Origin of the sequence: Kribbella sp. ALI-6-A (genome assembly GCF_001984195.1) — a bacterium.
In the GTDB taxonomy this organism is placed as follows: Bacteria; Actinomycetota; Actinomycetes; order Propionibacteriales; family Kribbellaceae; genus Kribbella.
In genome coordinates, this window is sequence record NZ_MTQN01000006.1 from 16577 (window position 1) to 33731 (window position 17155).

General features: G+C 69.8%; 12 protein-coding genes. 4 read left to right on the top strand and 8 right to left on the bottom strand.

The window, feature by feature from the left end; all coding sequences use genetic code 11:
• Positions 1-21 precede the first annotated feature (21 nt).
• The 4 genes from BWI15_RS02595 to BWI15_RS02610 all read right to left on the bottom strand — a co-directional run bounded on the left by BWI15_RS02595 (position 22) and on the right by BWI15_RS02610 (position 6386).
• A complete protein-coding gene (locus tag BWI15_RS02595; protein WP_077012653.1) occupies positions 22-2916 on the bottom strand; it encodes a vitamin B12-dependent ribonucleotide reductase in 2895 nt (964 codons plus the stop codon).
• Between the two features lie 108 nt (positions 2917-3024).
• Positions 3025-3519 carry a transcriptional regulator NrdR gene (nrdR, locus tag BWI15_RS02600; protein ID WP_077012654.1) on the bottom strand — a complete coding sequence of 165 codons (495 nt, stop codon included), beginning with the start codon at positions 3517-3519 and terminating at the stop codon, positions 3025-3027.
• A 328-nt stretch (positions 3520-3847) separates the two neighbouring features.
• Positions 3848-4444 (bottom strand): dihydroxy-acid dehydratase domain-containing protein, encoded by a 597-nt coding sequence (locus tag BWI15_RS02605; protein ID WP_083750526.1) that lies wholly within the window; start codon positions 4442-4444, stop codon positions 3848-3850.
• Between the two features lie 76 nt (positions 4445-4520).
• The gene (locus BWI15_RS02610; protein ID WP_077012656.1) at positions 4521-6386 is read right to left on the bottom strand and encodes a glycerophosphodiester phosphodiesterase; all 1866 of its coding nucleotides are present in this window, start codon (positions 6384-6386) and stop codon (positions 4521-4523) included.
• 98 nt (positions 6387-6484) lie between these two features.
• On the opposite strand from BWI15_RS02610, the gene BWI15_RS02615 reads away from it, so the two are divergent.
• Complete coding sequence (locus BWI15_RS02615; protein WP_083750527.1) at positions 6485-7435, top strand: nucleoside hydrolase; 951 nt, start codon at positions 6485-6487, stop codon at positions 7433-7435.
• Positions 7436-7441: 6 nt separating this feature from the next.
• Here BWI15_RS02615 and BWI15_RS02620 read toward each other — a convergent pair whose 3' ends face one another.
• On the bottom strand, positions 7442-7954 hold the full coding sequence (locus BWI15_RS02620) for a LysM peptidoglycan-binding domain-containing protein (protein ID WP_077012658.1): 513 nt from the start codon (positions 7952-7954) through the stop codon (positions 7442-7444).
• A gap of 343 nt (positions 7955-8297) precedes the next feature.
• Here BWI15_RS02620 and lexA point away from each other — a divergent pair, with 343 nt between their 5' ends.
• Positions 8298-9086: a transcriptional repressor LexA gene (gene lexA / locus BWI15_RS02625; protein ID WP_077012659.1), complete on the top strand. Its 789-nt coding sequence runs from the start codon at positions 8298-8300 to the stop codon at positions 9084-9086.
• Positions 9087-9134: 48 nt separating this feature from the next.
• Positions 9135-9647: a glutathione peroxidase gene (locus BWI15_RS02630; RefSeq protein ID WP_077012660.1), complete on the top strand. Its 513-nt coding sequence runs from the start codon at positions 9135-9137 to the stop codon at positions 9645-9647.
• Positions 9648-9732: 85 nt separating this feature from the next.
• Here the strand turns inward: BWI15_RS02630 and ligD are convergent, their stop codons facing one another.
• From ligD to secD, 3 genes are all read right to left on the bottom strand, one after another.
• Positions 9733-10704 (bottom strand): non-homologous end-joining DNA ligase, encoded by a 972-nt coding sequence (gene ligD, locus BWI15_RS02635; protein WP_077012661.1) that lies wholly within the window; start codon positions 10702-10704, stop codon positions 9733-9735.
• On the bottom strand, positions 10701-12614 hold the full coding sequence (locus BWI15_RS02640; RefSeq protein ID WP_237771114.1) for an ATP-dependent DNA helicase: 1914 nt from the start codon (positions 12612-12614) through the stop codon (positions 10701-10703). The genes ligD and BWI15_RS02640 overlap by 4 nt, the downstream gene beginning before the upstream one ends.
• 704 nt (positions 12615-13318) lie before the next feature.
• Positions 13319-15616 (bottom strand): protein translocase subunit SecD, encoded by a 2298-nt coding sequence (gene secD, locus BWI15_RS02645; protein WP_077012663.1) that lies wholly within the window; start codon positions 15614-15616, stop codon positions 13319-13321.
• A 301-nt stretch (positions 15617-15917) separates the two neighbouring features.
• Between secD and BWI15_RS02650 the strand changes: the two genes are divergently transcribed.
• Positions 15918-17099 (top strand): S8 family peptidase, encoded by a 1182-nt coding sequence (locus tag BWI15_RS02650; RefSeq protein ID WP_077012894.1) that lies wholly within the window; start codon positions 15918-15920, stop codon positions 17097-17099.
• Positions 17100-17155: the final 56 nt, after the last annotated feature.

Sequence of the window (17155 nt, forward strand, 5' to 3'; positions counted from 1 at the left end):
CGCCGCAGCCTGGGTGGTGCGTCAGCTGCAGCCCGACGTGCTGCCGCAGCCTTCGCAGACGTAGCAGGAACCGCTGGGGCGCATCTTGGTGCCGCAGGTGAAGCAGAGGGGGGCGTCGACCGAGGTGCCGGTGATCAGTTCGAACATTTCGGCGGTGGTGCGGACCTCGGAGGAGACCGGCTTCGCGGCGGCGGCGTCGACCGACGCGTCCTCGACGGCGGCGGGCTTCTCGGCGACCGGCTCGACGGCCTTCAGGGACTCGGCTTCGGAGACCTCGACCGGCGCCGGCTCGTAGGAGCCGGTGTCGAGCTGGCGGGAGCGCTCGTCGGCGGAGTAGATGCCGAGGGCGGCCCGGTCCTCGAAGGGCAGGTAGTCCAGCGCCAGGCGGCGGAAGATGTAGTCCATGATCGACTGCGCCATCCGCACGTCCGGGTCGTCGGTCAGACCGGCCGGCTCGAACTTCAGGTTGGTGAACTTCTGGACGTAGGTCTCCAGCGGCACACCGTGCTGCAGCGCGATCGAGATCGCGATCGAGAAGGCGTCCATCACGCCGGCCAGGGTCGAGCCCTGCTTGCCCATCTTGAGGAAGACCTCACCCAGACCGTCGTCGGGGTAGGAGCCGGCCGTCATGTACCCCTCGGCACCGCCGACGCTGAACGACGTGGTGCGCGACGGACGCGACTTCGGCAGGCGCTTGCGGGTCGGCCGGTACTCGATGACCTTCTCGACGACCTTCTCCGCGGCGGCCTCGGTCGACGCGGTGGCCTTCTTGGCCTTGGAGTCCGACAGCGGCTGGCCGACCTTGCAGTTGTCCCGGTAGACCGCGAGCGCCTTCAGGCCGAGCTTCCAGCCCTGGAAGTAGACGTCGGCGATCTCCTCGACCGTCGCGGTCTCGGGCAGGTTCACCGTCTTGGAGATCGCGCCGGACAGGAACGGCTGTGCCGCGGCCATCATCCGGACGTGGCCCATCGGCTTGATCGCGCGCTCACCCATCGCGGTGTCGAAGATCTCGTAGTGCTCGGGCTTCAGGCCCGGGGCGTCGACCACGTGACCGTGCTCGGAGATGTACTCGACGATCGCCTCGATCGTCTCCTCGGTGTAGCCGTGCAGCCGCAGCGCGCGCGGCACCGTCTGGTTGACGATCTGCATCGAACCGCCGCCGACCAGCTTCTTGAACTTGACCAGCGAGAAGTCCGGCTCGATGCCGGTGGTGTCGCAGTCCATCATGAAACCGATCGTGCCGGTCGGCGCGAGCACCGAGGCCTGCGCGTTGCGCCAGCCGTTCTTCGCGCCGATCTTCAGCACGCCCTCCCACGCCGCGGTGGCGTGCTTCTGGACGTCCTTGTCGATCTCGTGGATGGTGCGGATCGCGTCGTTGGCCGCGGCGTGCTTGCGCATCACCCGGGTGTGCGCGTCCTTGTTGCGCTCGAAGCCGTCGTACGGGCCGACGATGCCGGCCAGCTCCGCGGACCGCTTGTACGACGTACCGGTCATCAGCGAGGTGATGGCACCCGCCAGCGCACGACCACCGTCGGAGTCGTAGGCGTGGCCGGTCGCCATCAGCAGGGCGCCGAGGTTGGCGTAGCCGATGCCGAGCTGCCGGTAGGCGCGGGTGGTGTCACCGATCGCCTCGGTCGGGAAGTCGGCGAAGCAGATCGAGATGTCCATCGCGGTGATGATCAGCTCGACGGCCTTGACGAACTTCTCGGAGTCGAACAGGTCGTCGTCGCGCAGGAACTTCATCAGGTTCAGCGAGGCCAGGTTGCACGAGGAGTTGTCCAGGTGCATGTACTCCGAGCACGGGTTCGACGCGGTGATCCGGCCGGTCTCGGGCGTGGTGTGCCAGTCGTTGATCGTGTCGTCGTACTGGATGCCGGGGTCGGCGCAGGCCCAGGCAGCGTGGCTGATCTTGTCGAACAACTCGCGAGCGTCGACGGTCTCGATGATCGAGTTGTCGATCCGGGCGCGCAGGCCGAACTCGGTCTTCTCCTCGACCGCGCGCATGAACTCGTCGGTGACCCGGACGGAGTTGTTCGCGTTCTGGTACTGCACCGAGGTGATGTCGCGGCCGCCGAGGTCCATGTCGTAACCGGCGTCGCGCAGGACACGGATCTTGTCCTCCTCGCGCATCTTGGTCTCGACGAACTCCTCGATGTCGGGGTGGTCGACGTCGAGCACGACCATCTTGGCCGCGCGCCGGGTGGCGCCGCCGGACTTGATCGTGCCCGCGGACGCGTCCGCGCCGCGCATGAAGGAGACCGGGCCGGAGGCCGTACCGCCGCTGGACTGCAGCAGCTCCTTGGACGACCGGATCCGGGACAGGTTCAGACCGGCACCGGAGCCGCCCTTGAAGATCAGGCCCTCCTCCTTGTACCAGTTCAGGATCGAGTCCATCGAGTCGTCGACGGCGAGGATGAAGCAGGCCGACACCTGCTGCGGGGACGAGGTGCCGACGTTGAACCAGACCGGCGAGTTGAAGCTGAAGTACTGGTGCAGCAGCATCCAGGTGATCTCGTGCTCGAACACCTCCGCGTCGGCGGCGGTGGCGAAGTACCCGTGCTCCTCGCCGGCCTTGCGGTAGGTCTTCACGACCCGGTCGAGCAGCTGCTTGAGGCTCCACTCCCGGTTGTCGTGGCCGACGGCACCGCGGAAGTACTTGGTGGTGACGATGGTCGAGGCGTTCACGCTCCAGAAGTCGGGGAACTCCACCCCGCGCTGCTCGAAGACCGTCTCACCGGTCTTCCAGTTCTGCTGCACGACGTCGCGGCGCTCCCACGTCACCTCGTCGTAGGGGTGCACGCCCTCGGTCGTGAAGATGCGCTCGATAGTGAGTCCCGCCGGCGCGTTCTTGCGCCCGCGGAACCCGGCCGCCGACCTCTTGGTCGACCCCGAGTGGCCGGTCACCGTCTCTGTCATGGTTGCTCCTCGCCCTGTGTCTGCCGCGGTCTGTCGGGACCGCCCCGTTGGTACTTCGTGGTGCCTGTACGGCGTACTGCCGGTGGTGCTGGTGATACCGAATCCCCGTTACGTCTGTGGAGCCACGCCCTTGGGCGCGGGCTCGGTGCCCTGCGGATCCTTCTCGGCCCGCAGCAGCGCGATCTCGGTCTCGAAGTCGTCGGCCGACTCGAACTGCCGGTAGACGCTGGCGAACCGCAGGTAGGCCACCTCGTCGAGCTCGCGCAGCGGCCCGAGAATGGCCAGGCCGACCTCGTGGGCCGGCACCTCCGGCGAGCCGCCGCCCTTCAGCGTGTCCTCGACCGTCTGCCCCAGCCGGGCCAGCGCGTCGTCGTCCACCGGCCGGCCCTTGCAGGCCTTGCCGACGCCGCGGATGACCTTCTCCCGGCTGAACGGCTCGGTCGCGCCGGAGCGCTTCACGACCGTCAGCTGCATCTGCTCGACGGTGGTGAACCGCTTCTCGCAGACCGGGCACTGACGCCGGCGGCGGATCGCTCCGCCGTCCTCGGCGACCCGGCTGTCGACGACCCGGGAATCGCTGTGCCGGCAGTACGGACAGTGCACGGCGAATCACTCCTCCCGTGGGGCGCCGAGCGACGACGCTGTGGATCGAGCTGGGGACAACCTGTGTACGACTTGTGGGTAACCAACCACTACCTGTGGAAAATTACACCCGTGTAACCACTACATCTAGGGATGCTACGTCGCTGCTCCGACAGTTTGCAAGAACGCCCAGATCCCGCGCGCGTCTCTTTGTTCCAACACTCGCGCGGGCCCGTGTAGTCCCGCGTGGCGCCGTAGCAGAGGCCCTCCGGAGGCGCAAAATACGGCCTCCGGAGGGCCTGGGAAGACACCTGCGGGCCTGGCGAGTTCGCGCCGGGCCCGGGGCGGATCAGAGACGGCAGAAGTCGAAGTCGCAGCCCTCGTCGGCGCCCAGCACATGCTCGTGGAACAACCGCCGGTACCCGGTCGCCGGGGCGGGCGGTGGCGGCGGCACGCCGGCCTTGGCGAGCTTGCCCGGGATCGGCAGGTACCCGGCCTCCGGCATCCCGGCGCCGATCGGCCCCGCGTTCTGCAGCACCAGCACATCGGACGCCGTCACGTCGAGCTCCGGGTCGTCGATCCGCTCCGCCAGGTCGGCCAGCGAGCTGAACACCACCGCCCGCCCGGTCGTCTCGAACAACGCCGGGTCGGCCGCGGACCGCTTGATCAGTGCACCGGCCGGCGCCAGTGATCCCTGCAGCCAGACCAGACCGCCCTCGGGACGTGATGGCGAGTCCAGCGGCCTGACGACCTCGCGGTCGACCCAGACCGGACCGCTGCCCAGCCGCTCCCCCAGCGTCTCGCCGGTCACGGTCAGCGCGGACAGGTCGAGCAGGTCCCGCAACTCATGCAGCACAGCGGGCAGCTCACCCGACGCGTGCAGGTCCTCCATGTAGTGCGCCCCGGTCGGCTTCAGCTCGACCAGGACCGGCGTGGTCGAGCTGATCGAGTACGGCCCGGAGAACTAGCCGGCCGGACGCCCCTGGGGAGCGTCCGGCCGGGATGGGTGTGGTTCGGCGAGATCAGCCGGCCGCGAGCGCTCGCGCCTCGGCGATGATCTGCGCCCGCTGGGCCGCGGTCAGGCCCGACGCGGCGGGCGTTCCGGCGTACACCGCGAGGACGCCGTACTGACGCCGGCCGAGCAGGGTCGTCATGGTGGAGACGGCCGGCCGCGAGGCGTTCGACGTCAGGATCAGGCCGGCCAGCCCGGTCGGCGTCGCGACGATTTGGAAGCGGGACTCGGTGAACTGCTGCCCGACCTGGGCCTTGATGACGTGCTCACCAGCAGCCAGTACGGCGGTGTCGAGCGCGCTGCCGTTCTCGACCGGCTTGCCGTCGAGAGTGATGTCGGCCGGCTCGGCGGAGGTCACCGCGATCCGAAGCTGCTGGGCGCGGTCGACCTTCTGCCCGGCAGCGGGACTGAGCACAGCGGGCTTGCCGCGCTGGAGGAACGCGGCGTTCCAGCCGTAGAGCTCGGCCGGGCGGTTGGTGATGATGCCGTCCACGCCGGCCTTCTCCAGCGCGTTCCAGCGCGTGGCGTCGTCGACCGTCCAGACGTTCACCGCGACACCTTGCGCGTGCAGCTCGGCGACGATGCCCGGGCGGGTCCGGAACGCGGCGTCCGACGGGTTGTACGCCGACAGCTCGAGGTCCTTGGCGATCGCGACCGGGTCGGGGTCGAGCGTGCTGCGCAGCAGGCCGAGCGGGAGCTCCGGGGCCAGTTCGCGCATCCAGCGCAGGTGCTGCGGCTCGAAGCTCTGGATGAAGACCCGGCCGGTCATCGATCGGTTGCGGATCTCGGCGACGATCCGGGCGACGGAGTCCTTGGTGTGCGCGCCCTTGACCTCGAGCAGCAGATTGCCGCCGCGGGTCTTCAGACCGTCCAGCTGCTCGCCGAGGGTGGGAACCCGCTGGCCGGCGAAGGCCGGGGCGAACCACGACCCGGCGTCCAGACCGGCGACCTGGGCCGCGGTCAGGCTGCGAATCGCGCCGGTGCCGTCGGTGGTCCGGTCAACCGTGTCGTCGTGCAGGATCACCGGTACGCCGTCCTTGGTCGGCTGGACGTCGTTCTCGATCCACTCCGCGCGGGCCCGGCGGGCGACCTCGTCGGAGGCCGCCGTGTTCTCCGGGGCGGCGCTCGATCCGCCGCGGTGCGCCCAGACCCGCAGCGGGTCGCCGGGCTTGCGGACGAAGGACTCCTTGCCGAGCGGAGTCACCTTGAGGTCGTCGAAGGAGACGGTCGCGCCGTTGACCAGCAGCGCCTGGACGCCGGTCGCGCTGCGGTTCACCATCGTCGTGCGCAGCGCCTCACGGCCGTCGACGAACCAAGTCGCGCGGGAGCCGCGGACCTCGACGGCGACGGCGACCTGGCGGCCGACGCCGACCGCGATCGGGGCGGCCCCGGTGTCGGTGACGTTCCAGGTGTTCGACGCGGTGCGCTGCGCGAACTCGAGGCCGTTGGCGGCGGTCGATCCGCTGCGCAGGGTCGCGATCGACCACGGAACCGTCCCGGCCGGGGCCAGGTCGAGACCGAACGCGACCCAGCGGGCGGCGTCCAGGGCGGACTCGAAGCGCAGGTGGCTCTCGATCCGGAAGTCTGTGAGCGGGGTGCCGAAGGTGATCCGGCTCTGCTGGGCGGACGTGGCCGACGTCCCGGTGAGACGGCCGTTCTGGACCTTCCAGGTGCCGTCGACGACGGTCCAGCCGGTCGGGAGGGTGGTGCCGTCGAAGGTCTCGTCGACGGTCGGTTCGGGAGCGGCCGTTCGGGTGACGGCGTGGTCGGTGGCCGGCTCGGCGACGGCGTACGGAGCGCTCAGGACGGCGGTGACAGTGGCGCTTGCGGCCAGGGCGGCCAGCACTGCACGAGGGCGGCGTGAAGTGAGCTTCATGGGCACCGACCGTAGGAAACCCACACGAACAGGACCAGAGCCAGTGATGAATTGCCTGCCAACGCGCGATGGCTCGGCCGATGGGTGAGGATGGCGGGATGAAGCCGGTCATTCTCGACGTCGACACCGGGCTCGACGACGCCTGCGCCCTGCTGCTCGCCGCCCGCCACCCGGAGCTCGATCTCAAGGCGGTCACCTGTGTCGGCGGCAACGTCGGCCTGGACGAGGTCGTGGTCAACACCTTGACCGTGCTCGACGCGGCCGGGCGCTCCGACGTACCGGTGGCTCGGGGTGCGACACTCCCCCTGCTGCAGCCCGTACGTGCGGCACCGCACGTGCACGGCAAGGACGGCCTCGGCGACCTGGACTGGCCGAAGTCGACCCGTACGCCGGACGGCCGGCACGCGGTCGAGCTGCTGCGCGCCGTCCTGCTCGAGGCGGCGGCGACGGGTGAGCTGATCACGCTGGTACCGCTGGCGCCGATGACGAACATCGCCCTGCTGCTGCGCACCTACCCGGAGGCGGCGCGGGGATTGCGCGAGATCGTGTTCATGGGCGGCGCGGCAGGCATCGGCAACGCGACCGCGTCGGCGGAGTTCAACATCTGGACCGACCCGGAGGCGGCGGCGATCGTGCTCGCCGCGGCCGGGGAGCTCGGGGTGCCGGTGACGATGTACGGGCTCGACGTGTTCTACGGCGTACCGATCACGCTGGCCGAGGCCGGCGCGCTCGGCGGGTCGCCGTCGGCGGAGCTGGCGCGACGGCTGATCCAGAAGCGCAGCGAGCTGTACCGGGCCGAGCAGGCGAGCATCGGTGACGGCGGCGCGGTGTGCGCGGTGATCGAGCCCGACGGGCTGACCACGCAGGAGTTTCCGTTGCGGGTGGAGCTGTCCGGCAGCTGGTCACGCGGCCGGACGATCGTCGACACCCGGGACTGGACCGGCGATCTCACCTCGGACCCGCACGGCGCCTCGCCGACGGTCGTCCGGGTGGCGACCGCCGTGGACGGCCGTCGGTACGCCGATCTCTGGCTGTCGGCCGTGCGCTAGCGGCTGTCAGCGCAGCGGGACCTCGAGTGTCTGGCCGGGGACCACGTCGGCGGCGGTGCGCAGGTTGTTCAGGTCGGCGATCTGCTCGACGACGGCGGCGGTGTTGCTCGACGGGTTCGTGCTCTGGGCGATCGACCACAGCGTGTCGCCCGCGCCGACCTGCACCTGCACCGTGCGGGTGAACTGGGGCTCGGGCTCGAGCGCTCCGGCGACGCGCAGTCCCAGCACGGCGATCGCCGCACCGAAGATCAGCACCGAGAGCGTCGTCAGCACCGCACGTCCCCGACGGGTCAGCTGCAGCGCCGACGGCTCGATCTCCGCGTCCTGCCGGCGACCCGCCGGCTGGTGGACCCGCGGCGTGGGCTGCACCCGGGGCTCGAGATCGGGGCCGGCGCAGGCCCGCACGGTCAGCCGGTCGGTCGTCGTACCGGCGATCCGGTGCCGGCGCGGCGCGACGGGCACGACGGGAGGGGCGCCCGCTTCCGGCGTAGCTGCGGTGGCCAGTGCCGTTGTGCTCATCGGATCCTCCAGACCCTCGTCCAGACCTCGTCGTGCGCTCTACCTTGTGTCTACCGGTCGCCGCCGACAGTTTTCGATCCGGCGGCGTCCGAACACCTGTTCGATCGAACGTCTGTACGAATGATTAACCGCAGCACGCCCGATCCGCAACTGTTCCAACCAGGACACGCCGGGGAAATTCCCGCTCTATAACCCGACACACGAACAAACGTGCGAACCGACACGCCTTCGAACAGATGTTTGAAGAATCTCAGGATTCGGTCTAACGTCGTGCTCAGTCGACCACGCAAGGCCGGGCCGAGTGACACCCAGGCGCCGGCCCCGACCCGAGGAGTTACCACCGATGGCCAGGACGAGCGGTTCCAGCAAGGGCAGCGGTTCGAGCAAGGCCAGTGGTTCCGCGCGCGGTGCCGCCGAGCCGACCGTGACCGAGCTGCCCGACGGCCCGGCCGACGCGACCGGACTCACCCCGCGCCAGCGCCGGGTGCTGGACGTCATCCGCGACTCGGTGGACAGCCGGGGCTACCCGCCCTCGATGCGCGAGATCGGCGAGAAGGTCGGCCTGACCAGCTCGTCATCGGTCTCCCATCAACTCCGCGTGCTGGAGCAGAAGGGCCTGCTGCGCCGCGACCCGAACCGGCCGCGCGCGATCGAGGTCCGCTATCCGGGCGAAGTCGCCGACGCGGCGCGGCGCGGCTCGGTGGGCTCGGTCCGCCAGACGTCGTACGACGAGACCGGGGCCGGCGACGCGCACCCGGCCGCGGCGTACGTGCCGGTGGTCGGCCGGATCGCCGCCGGTGGACCGATCCTGGCCGAGCAGGACATCGAGGAGGTCTTCCCGTTGCCCAAGGCAATGGTCGGGGAGGGCACCTTGTTCATGCTGCGGGTCAAGGGAGAATCGATGATCGAGGCGGCCATCTGCGACGGCGACTGGGTGGTGGTCCGCCAGCAGCCGACCGCGGAGAACGGTGACATCGTCGCTGCGATGATCGACGGCGAGGCGACCGTGAAGACGTTCAAGAAGACCAGCAACGAGGTTTGGCTGCTGCCGCACAACCCGGCCTTCGAGCCGATCGACGGCCACGACGCGACCATTCTCGGAAAGGTCGTAACAGTTCTGCGCCGAGTCTGACATCTCAGACGGCGCGCGAAGTCGGGCGTGTCGTGTCAGCATTGAACCATGACGACTGTCTATGACTTCAGCGCCAAACGGATCGAAGGCAATGAACAGTCTCTTGCCGACTTCCGCGACCAGGTGCTCCTGGTGGTGAACACGGCGTCGCAGTGCAGCCAGACCCCGCAGTACACGGGCCTGCAGAAGCTCTACAAGAGTTACCGGAAACAAGGATTTTCGGTCCTCGGCTTCCCCTGCGACCAGTTCGGCCACCAGGAGCCCGGCGACGAGAACGAGATCGCGAATTTCTGCTCGACGATCTATCACGTCACGTTCCCGATGTTCGCCAAGATCGACGTGAACGGTTCCAAGACCCTGCCGCTGTACAACTGGCTCAAGCGTGAGGCCGGTGGGCTGCTGGGCGGGCGGATCAAATGGAACTTCACCAAGTTCCTGATCGGCCGGGACGGAAACGTGATCGCTCGGTACGCCCCGACCAATCCGCCGGAGAAACTGGCCGACAAGATCGAGGCCGCGCTCGCCGTGCCGGCCCCGAGCACGCGGGACTCCGGCGACTGATCAGCCGTCGATGCAGGGGATCGAAGACTCGGTGGATTCGATTCCCTTCGACACCGAACGGCTCAATGTCGCAGGGTTTGCTGCTTCAGCGAACAACTGATTCAGGGTCGATGTCGAGCCGCAGACCTCGCCAGACCGGATGGCGCAGGCGGCCGTCGGCGGCCCAGCCGGAGTAGGTGACCTCGGCGACCAGCAACGGGTCGAGCCAGTGCGCGGCCCGGCGGTCGCCGCCCGGGATGCTGGAGGCGTCGAACGGCGGCCGGTCGATCTCCAGGCCGGCCAGTTCGGCGCCGAGCAGGTCGAGCATCGCGAAGTCGAGGCCGGATCCGACCTTGCCGATCAGCACCAACTCGCCACCCGGTTCGTCGTACGCGCCGCAGTAGAGCGAGCCGATCCGGCCCTGCCGGTTGCCCTCCCCCGGATGCCAGCCGCACAAAATCACGTCGCGGGTCTGGACCGGCTTCACCTTGATCCAGTCCGCACTGCGCTTGCCCGGCAGGTAGCGCGACTTGCGGCGCTTGGCCACCACGCCTTCCAGCCCGGTCGACGCGGACAGGTCAAGCGCTTGCTCGCCGTCGTCGTAGGCCGCCGGGACCTCCCAGAACGGATCGCCGATGTCGAGCGACTCCAGCAGCGCGCGGCGGTCGTCATATGTTGCCTCTAGCAAGGACTTTCCGTCGAACCGGAGCACGTCGAAGACCCGGACCGAGACCGGTACCTGGACGATCAGTTGCGTCAGCTGGCGCGGGTTGCGGACGTGCATGCGGCGTTGCAGCAGGCCGAACGACGGTGCGCCGTTCTCGTCCAGGGTGACGATCTCACCGTCCAGTACGGCGGGCAGCTGCAGCCCCGGCGCCTCGGCCAGGCCGACCAGCTCGGGATACCCGGCGGACACGTCGCGGCTGTTGCGCGACCAGAGCCGGCACCCGTCCGCGTCCACCTCGGCGATCACGCGGATGCCGTCCCACTTCAGCTCGTAGGCCCAGTCGGGTCCGGTCGGCAGCGTGCCGAGCGCGGCCATCATCGGCAGCACCGGCGGACCCCCGGCCGGACTCATGAGTCCTGCAGTCGCTTCAACGCACCGAGCACCTTCTCACGATCGGCCGTCGGCCACATCGGTGGCAAGGAGGCGCGCAGGAACCCGCCGTACCGGGCGGTGACGATCCGGGGGTCGAGCACCGCGACGACCCCGCGGTCACTGGTCCGGCGGATCAGCCGACCGGTGCCCTGGGCAAGCAACAGGGCGGCGTGCGTGGCGGCGACGGCCATGAATCCGTTGCCGCCGGCCTCGTCCACAGCACGCTGACGGGCCGCCATCAGCGGCTCGTCCGGGCGTGGGAACGGGATTCTGTCGATGATCACCAGATTGCAGGTCGAGCCGGGCACGTCGAGGCCCTGCCACAGCGACAGCGTGCCGAACAGCGACGTCTCGGGGTCCTCGATGAACTCCCGGGACAGCTCGTTGAGGTGTGCGTCGCCCTGGCAGAGGATCTTCAGGTCGGTCGCCTCGCGAACCGCCGCGGTCGCCGCCTCGGCCGCGCGGCGCGACGAGAACAGCCCGAGCGTGCGCCCTCCGGCGGCGGTGACCAGGTCGACGATCTCCTCGAACTGCTTCGGTCCGAGCCCGTCGCGGTGCGGCGGCGGCAGGTGTTTGGCGACGTACAGGATCGCCTGCTTCTCGTACTCGAACGGGGAACCGACGTCGAGCCCGCGCCACGGCAGCGGACCGGTGTCGGACTCGTCGTCGAGCTCCGGCATCTCGTCGCCGTCGGCCAGCTTGTCGGCCGGGCGCAGACCGACCTGCCGGGCGATCGCGTCGAAATCGCCGCCGAGCGTGAGCGTCGCCGAGGTCAGGATGGCGGTGCGGTCCTTCAGCACCAGCTCGCGCAGCAGACCGGCCACGGTGAGCGGCGCGATCCGCAGCTCCTTGCCGAAGCGGTCGCGGTCGATCAGCCAGACGACGTCCAGGTCGTTCAGCGCGGCGACGCGTTCGGCGACGTCGAAGATCTCCTTCACCGCGCCCTTGGCCTGCCGCTTCGCGCCGTCGGGGTCGTCGTCCTTGTCGTCGGACTTCTTGCCGAGGTCGGAGTAGACGCCGCGGGCCGCGTCGCGAACCATCGCCGCCGCTTCCAAGACGGCGCCGTGCGCGGCTTCGATCCGGCCCTCACGAGTCTGGTCGAGCGCGGCGCGCAGCGCGTCGGAGGCGTCGATCAGGTCGTCGGCGTGGTCGTCGTCGACGAACCGCCGGGCCCGCTTCGCCGCCCGCTCGACCATCTGCGGGGACAGCTCGTCGCCGGCCGCGCCGGTCACCCGGGCGGGCAGCTCGTGCGCCTCGTCGACGATCACCACGTCGTGCTCGGGCAGCACGGTCCGGTTCTCGAACGCGTCGATCGACAGCAGCGCGTGGTTGGTGATCACGATGTCGGCCTTGCGCGCCTCTTCCTTGGCCCGCTCGGCGAAGCACTCCTCGCCGTACGGGCACTTCTGCGCGCCGAGGCACTCGCGGGCAGCGATCGCGACCTGCTGCCAGGCCTGGTACTGGTGGGAGGGCGCGTGGTCGCGATCGCCGGCCTCGCCGTCGAGCAGCTGCTGCTCGGCCCACTCGCGCAGCTCGACCACCTGCTGGCCGATCGGGCCGGACGGCGGGACGTCGACCAGCATGCCGTCGTCGTCCGGCGCGCCTTCGCGAATGCGGTGCAGGCAGGCGTAGTTGTTGCGGCCCTTCTGGATCGCGTACGTCGGCCGGCGCGGGAGCAGCTTCTCGGTGGCGTCGAGCAGCGCGGGCACGTCGCGGTCGACGAGCTGCGACTGGAGCGCGAGCGTCGCGGTCGACACCACGACGCGGCGGTTCTCCACCGCGTGCACCAGCGCGGGCACGAGGTAGCCGAGCGACTTGCCGGTGCCCGTTCCCGCCTGGATCAGCAGGTGGGACCCGTCGTGCATGGCCTCGTTCACCGCCTCGGCCATCGCGACCTGCCCTGGCCGGGTCTGCCCGTTCACCCCGGAGACCGCGGCCTCCAGCAACTCGTGCACATCAACACCCACCGCAACACCCTAGCCGGGGTCGCGGACAGATTTCGCCATCGGTGTGGAGGGCTGTGGACGAGGGAGAAGGACGGGAGCTGCCACCGCAGGTGGGCGGCGATGCGGCCGGAGAGGCCGCGGGGGCTGAGGTCCGCTGCGGCCGGAAAAGACTTGGAGTGGGTCACAGGATGGTGGGGCTAGGGCTGGCGGACCCAGGCAATGAGCTGGCGGCGGAGGCGGCGGAGCAGCAGGAGTCCGGGCACGACCTCCGCCGGGCGGTCGAGGGGCGGCGCGGAGAGCGGTCGCGGACCTGCGCCGGGGGGTCGAGGGGCGGCGCGGAGAGCGGTCGCGGACCTGCGCCGGGCGGTCGAGGGGCGGCGCGGAGAGCGGTCGCGGACCTGCGCCGGGGGCGCGAGGGGCGGCGCGGAGAGCGGTCGCGGACCTGCGCCGGGGGGTCGAGGGCGGCGCGGAGAGCGGTCGCGGACCTGCGCCGGCACGATCCCGCGCCGGTCCGAGCTCGGCGTGGACCTGACGCCCGAGCAAACTGGCCGCGCCCGGCATGACACCGCCCCCGGCGGGATGCCGGGGGCGGTGGAGGCGACCTCGCGCGGCTCGGGCTCGTGGCCGGCGGCGCGGCGCATCGTGGGTCAGACGACGGCGCCGCGGTCTGGTTCGGTGTCTCGGTCTCGCTGGACTCGCTTGGGGCGAGGCGGCGGGGCCGGGAAGCGCTTTTCGAGTTCGACCAGGAGGGGGGCGGCGGTGAGGTTGGAGGAGTAGGTGCCGACCAGGATGCCCAGCAGGAGGGCGAGGGCGAAGTCGGCCAGGGAGTCGCCGCCGAGGAAGAGCAGGGCGGCGAGGATGAACAACGTCGAGATACCGGTGTTGATGGTTCTGGGCAGGACGTTGACGATCGCGGTGTCGACGACCGGGCCGAGCGCTTCGGTGGAGCGGGCGTTGCGGGTCTCCCGGATCCGGTCGAAGACGACGACCGAGTCGTTCACCGTGTAACCGATGATCGTCAGCATCGCGGCCAGGAAGATGCCGTCGACGGGTTTGCCGGTCCAGGCGAAGACGCCGACGACGACCGCGACGTTCTGCAGCAGCGCGAGCACGGCGCCCGCGCCGAACGTCCAGCGGAACCGCGCGGCCAGGTAGATCAGCTGGGCCAGCAACGCCACCCCGAGAGCGATCAGCGCCTTGTTGCGCAGCTCGCTACCGAGCGACGGGCCGATGTTCTCGTTGCGGATCAGCTCGGTCCCGCCGCCGATCCGGGAGATCGACTCGCGGATCTTCTCCGCCTCGTCGTTGCTGATGGTCACCGTCCGCACGGTGATGTCGTCGGTGCCGGACGCCTGGACGACGGCGTTCGGGTAGCCGGCCTCGGCGACCGCCGCGCGGGCCTGGTCGGGCGTGATCTGCTGAGCCGTGCTGACCTCCAGCAGCCGCCCGCCGGTGAACTCGATGCCGAGGTTCAGCCCGCGGATCGCCACGCCGGCGACGCTCACGATGATCGCGGCCACGGTGATCAGCAGCCACCGGCGGCTGTGCTTCATCAGCGCCGGCCGTTTCGCCTCCAGCCAGGTGCGGACCCGGCCGTGCCCGGCGATGCCGCTCAGTGCGGGCCGGTCCAGCACGAATTTGCGCGACACCACGAACTCCGCGAACACCCGGGTGACGACCAGCGCCGACAGCATCGAGGCGATCACACCGATGCTCAGCGTGACACCGAAGCCACGCACCGGTCCGGCGGCCAGGAAGAACAGCAGGCCTGCCGCGAGCAGCGTGGTGATGTTGGAGTCCGCGATCGCCGACAGCGCGTTCTGGAAACCGCTGCGCAACGAGCGCCGCAGTCCGTCGGTGCGACCGCCGATGTAGTCCTCGCGAGCCCGTTCGAAGACCAGGACGTTCGCGTCGACGGCCATACCGATCGCGAGCACGAAGCCCGCCAGGCCGGGCAGGGTCAGGGTGGCGCCGATCGCCGTCAGCGCGGCGTACGACATGCCGGCGTAGGTGATCAGGCCGATGACGGCCATCAGGCCGACCAGCCGGTAGACCACGACGATGAACAGGGCGGTCAGCGTGACGCCGATGATGCCGGCCAGCGCGCTGGCCTGGATCGCGTCCTTGCCGAGCGAGGGCCCGACGGTCCGCTGGTCGATCACCTCGACCGGCAGCGGCAGCGCGCCACCGGAGATCAGCGCGGACAGGTCCTTGGCCTCTTCCTCGCCGAAGTTGCCGGTGATCGTGCTGTTGTTCTCGGGCAGGCCGATGTTGCACAGCTGGTTGCCGCCGGTCGGGTCGACCTGCGGCGCGGTGAGCACCTCGTTGTCGAGCACGATCGCGATCAGACGCCCCGGCGTACCGACCGGCTGGCAGGCGGCCTTGCCGGTGATCTGGGACCAGATCTTGCCGCCGCCGTCCTTGAAGTTCAGCTGGACGATCCACCCGGCGGCGACCTGGTTCGGGTCGAGCACCGCCTCGGCGCCGCCGACCTTCTCACCGGTCATCGCCGGCTTGGCCAGCTTCAGCACACCGCCGTCCTGGCTCGGCAGGTAGAGGTCTCCGGCCGCGGGCTTGGCCGGCTTCTCCGCGACCTGCTCGAGCACCTCGTGGAAGCTCAGCTGCGCGGTCTTGCCGATCACCGCGGCGGCCTCGCGCGGGTCCTGGACGCCGGGCAACTCGACGATGATCCGCCGCTCGCCCTGCCGGGTCACGCTCGGCTCGGACACCCCGAGGGCGTCGATCCGCCGGCGCAGTACCTCCAGCGCCTTGTCGGTGTTCTCCGCGTTCGCCTTGGCCGTCGGGGAGTCGCTCGTCTCCAGCAGGATCTGCGTGCCACCTCGCAGGTCCAGGCCGAGCTCCGGCTTCGCGGTCAGGACGGTGTACGTCGACGCCGCGAGAACAAGGAACGCGAACAGCGCGCGGACCAGGGACGACCGGTTCACTACAAGCCTCCGGGAGATGGGCACCCGGGGTACGGGTGTCGTGACGCAGTGCAGACCACGAGCGTCGTGGAACGCACAGTGTACGGAGACCGGCAAGTCACCGGCCAGAAAACATCGAGACCCGATCAAACGTTCGGCTGGACGGCAGCGCAGTGCCATGGCATCAGCGAGCACCAGAACTGATTGACGCCTCAGCTGAGTTCGCCCTAACTTCTCCTCTCACTCGCTCCGTGACCACGTCAGGACCGAGTGTGATCACCCCTCCGCCCGGTGGGTGACCGAGTTCCCCGAGGAGGAACACGTGCGTCGAATCCGCCTTGCCCTGACCGCTGCCGTCGTGCCGGCGATCGTTCTCACCACCGCCGGCCCGGCCGGTGCCGCTCCGGCTCCCGACCCCGGTGACCGGATCATCCTCGTCCAGCGTGCCGCCGCCTCCCCCGGCGTCAGCGCGGTGAAGGACACCTACATCGTCGAGCTCAAGCAGGGCGTCAAGCTGAAGAGCTCGCTCGGCATCAAGCCGACCCGGCAGTACAGCAGCGCGGTCAACGGCTTCACCGCCAAGCTCACCGCGGCGCAGCTGGCGGCCCTGCAGAAGAGCCCGGAGGTGGTCGCCATCTCCGAGGACGTGTACGTCGAGAACGTGCTCGACACCACCCAGACCAACCCGCCGTCGTGGGGCATCGACCGGATCGACCAGCGCAACCTGCCGCTGTCGCGGTCCTACACCTACACCCGGACCGGGACCGGCGTGCACGCCTACATCATCGACTCCGGCGTCGACCCGAGTCACCCGAACTTCGGCGGCCGGGCGACCTTCGACTTCAACGGCCTGGACAGCAACAACACCGACTGCAACGGGCACGGCACGCACGTCGCCGGCACCATCGGCTCCACGTCGTACGGCGTGGCCAAGAACGTCCGGCTGCACGGCGTCAAGTGGCTGAACTGCAGCGGCGGCGGCACGGCGTCCGCCGCGATCGCCGCCGTCGACTGGGTCACCCGCAACGCGGTCAAGCCGGCCGTGGCCAACACCTCGTGGAACTTCCAGGCCAACACCACGCTGGAGAACTCGCTGCGCCGGATGATCAGCTCCGGCGTCTTCCTGGCCACCTCGGCCGGCAACACCGGCGCGAACTCCTGCCACCTGCTGCCGCGCAAGATCGAGACCGCCCTGGTCACCGCGGCCAGCACCAGCACCGACGCGCGGGCGTCGTACTCGAGCACGGGGTCCTGCGTCGACGTGTACGCACCGGGCTCGGCGATCGTGTCCACGCTGCCGGGCAACACCACCGGCTCCTACAACGGCACCTCGATGGCCACGCCGCACGTCGCCGGCGTCGCCGCGCTCTACCTGCAGACCAGCCCCGCGGCCACCCCGGCCACGGTGAAGTCCTACATCGAGAACTCCGCGACGCCGAACGTCGTCAGCGGAGGCACCACCGGCGGAACGGTGAACCGCCTGCTGTTCTCGAACGGCCTGTAGAAACCCACTGAGTCAGCCGCCGTACCGGACTTCCACCAGAGCCGGTACGGCGGCCT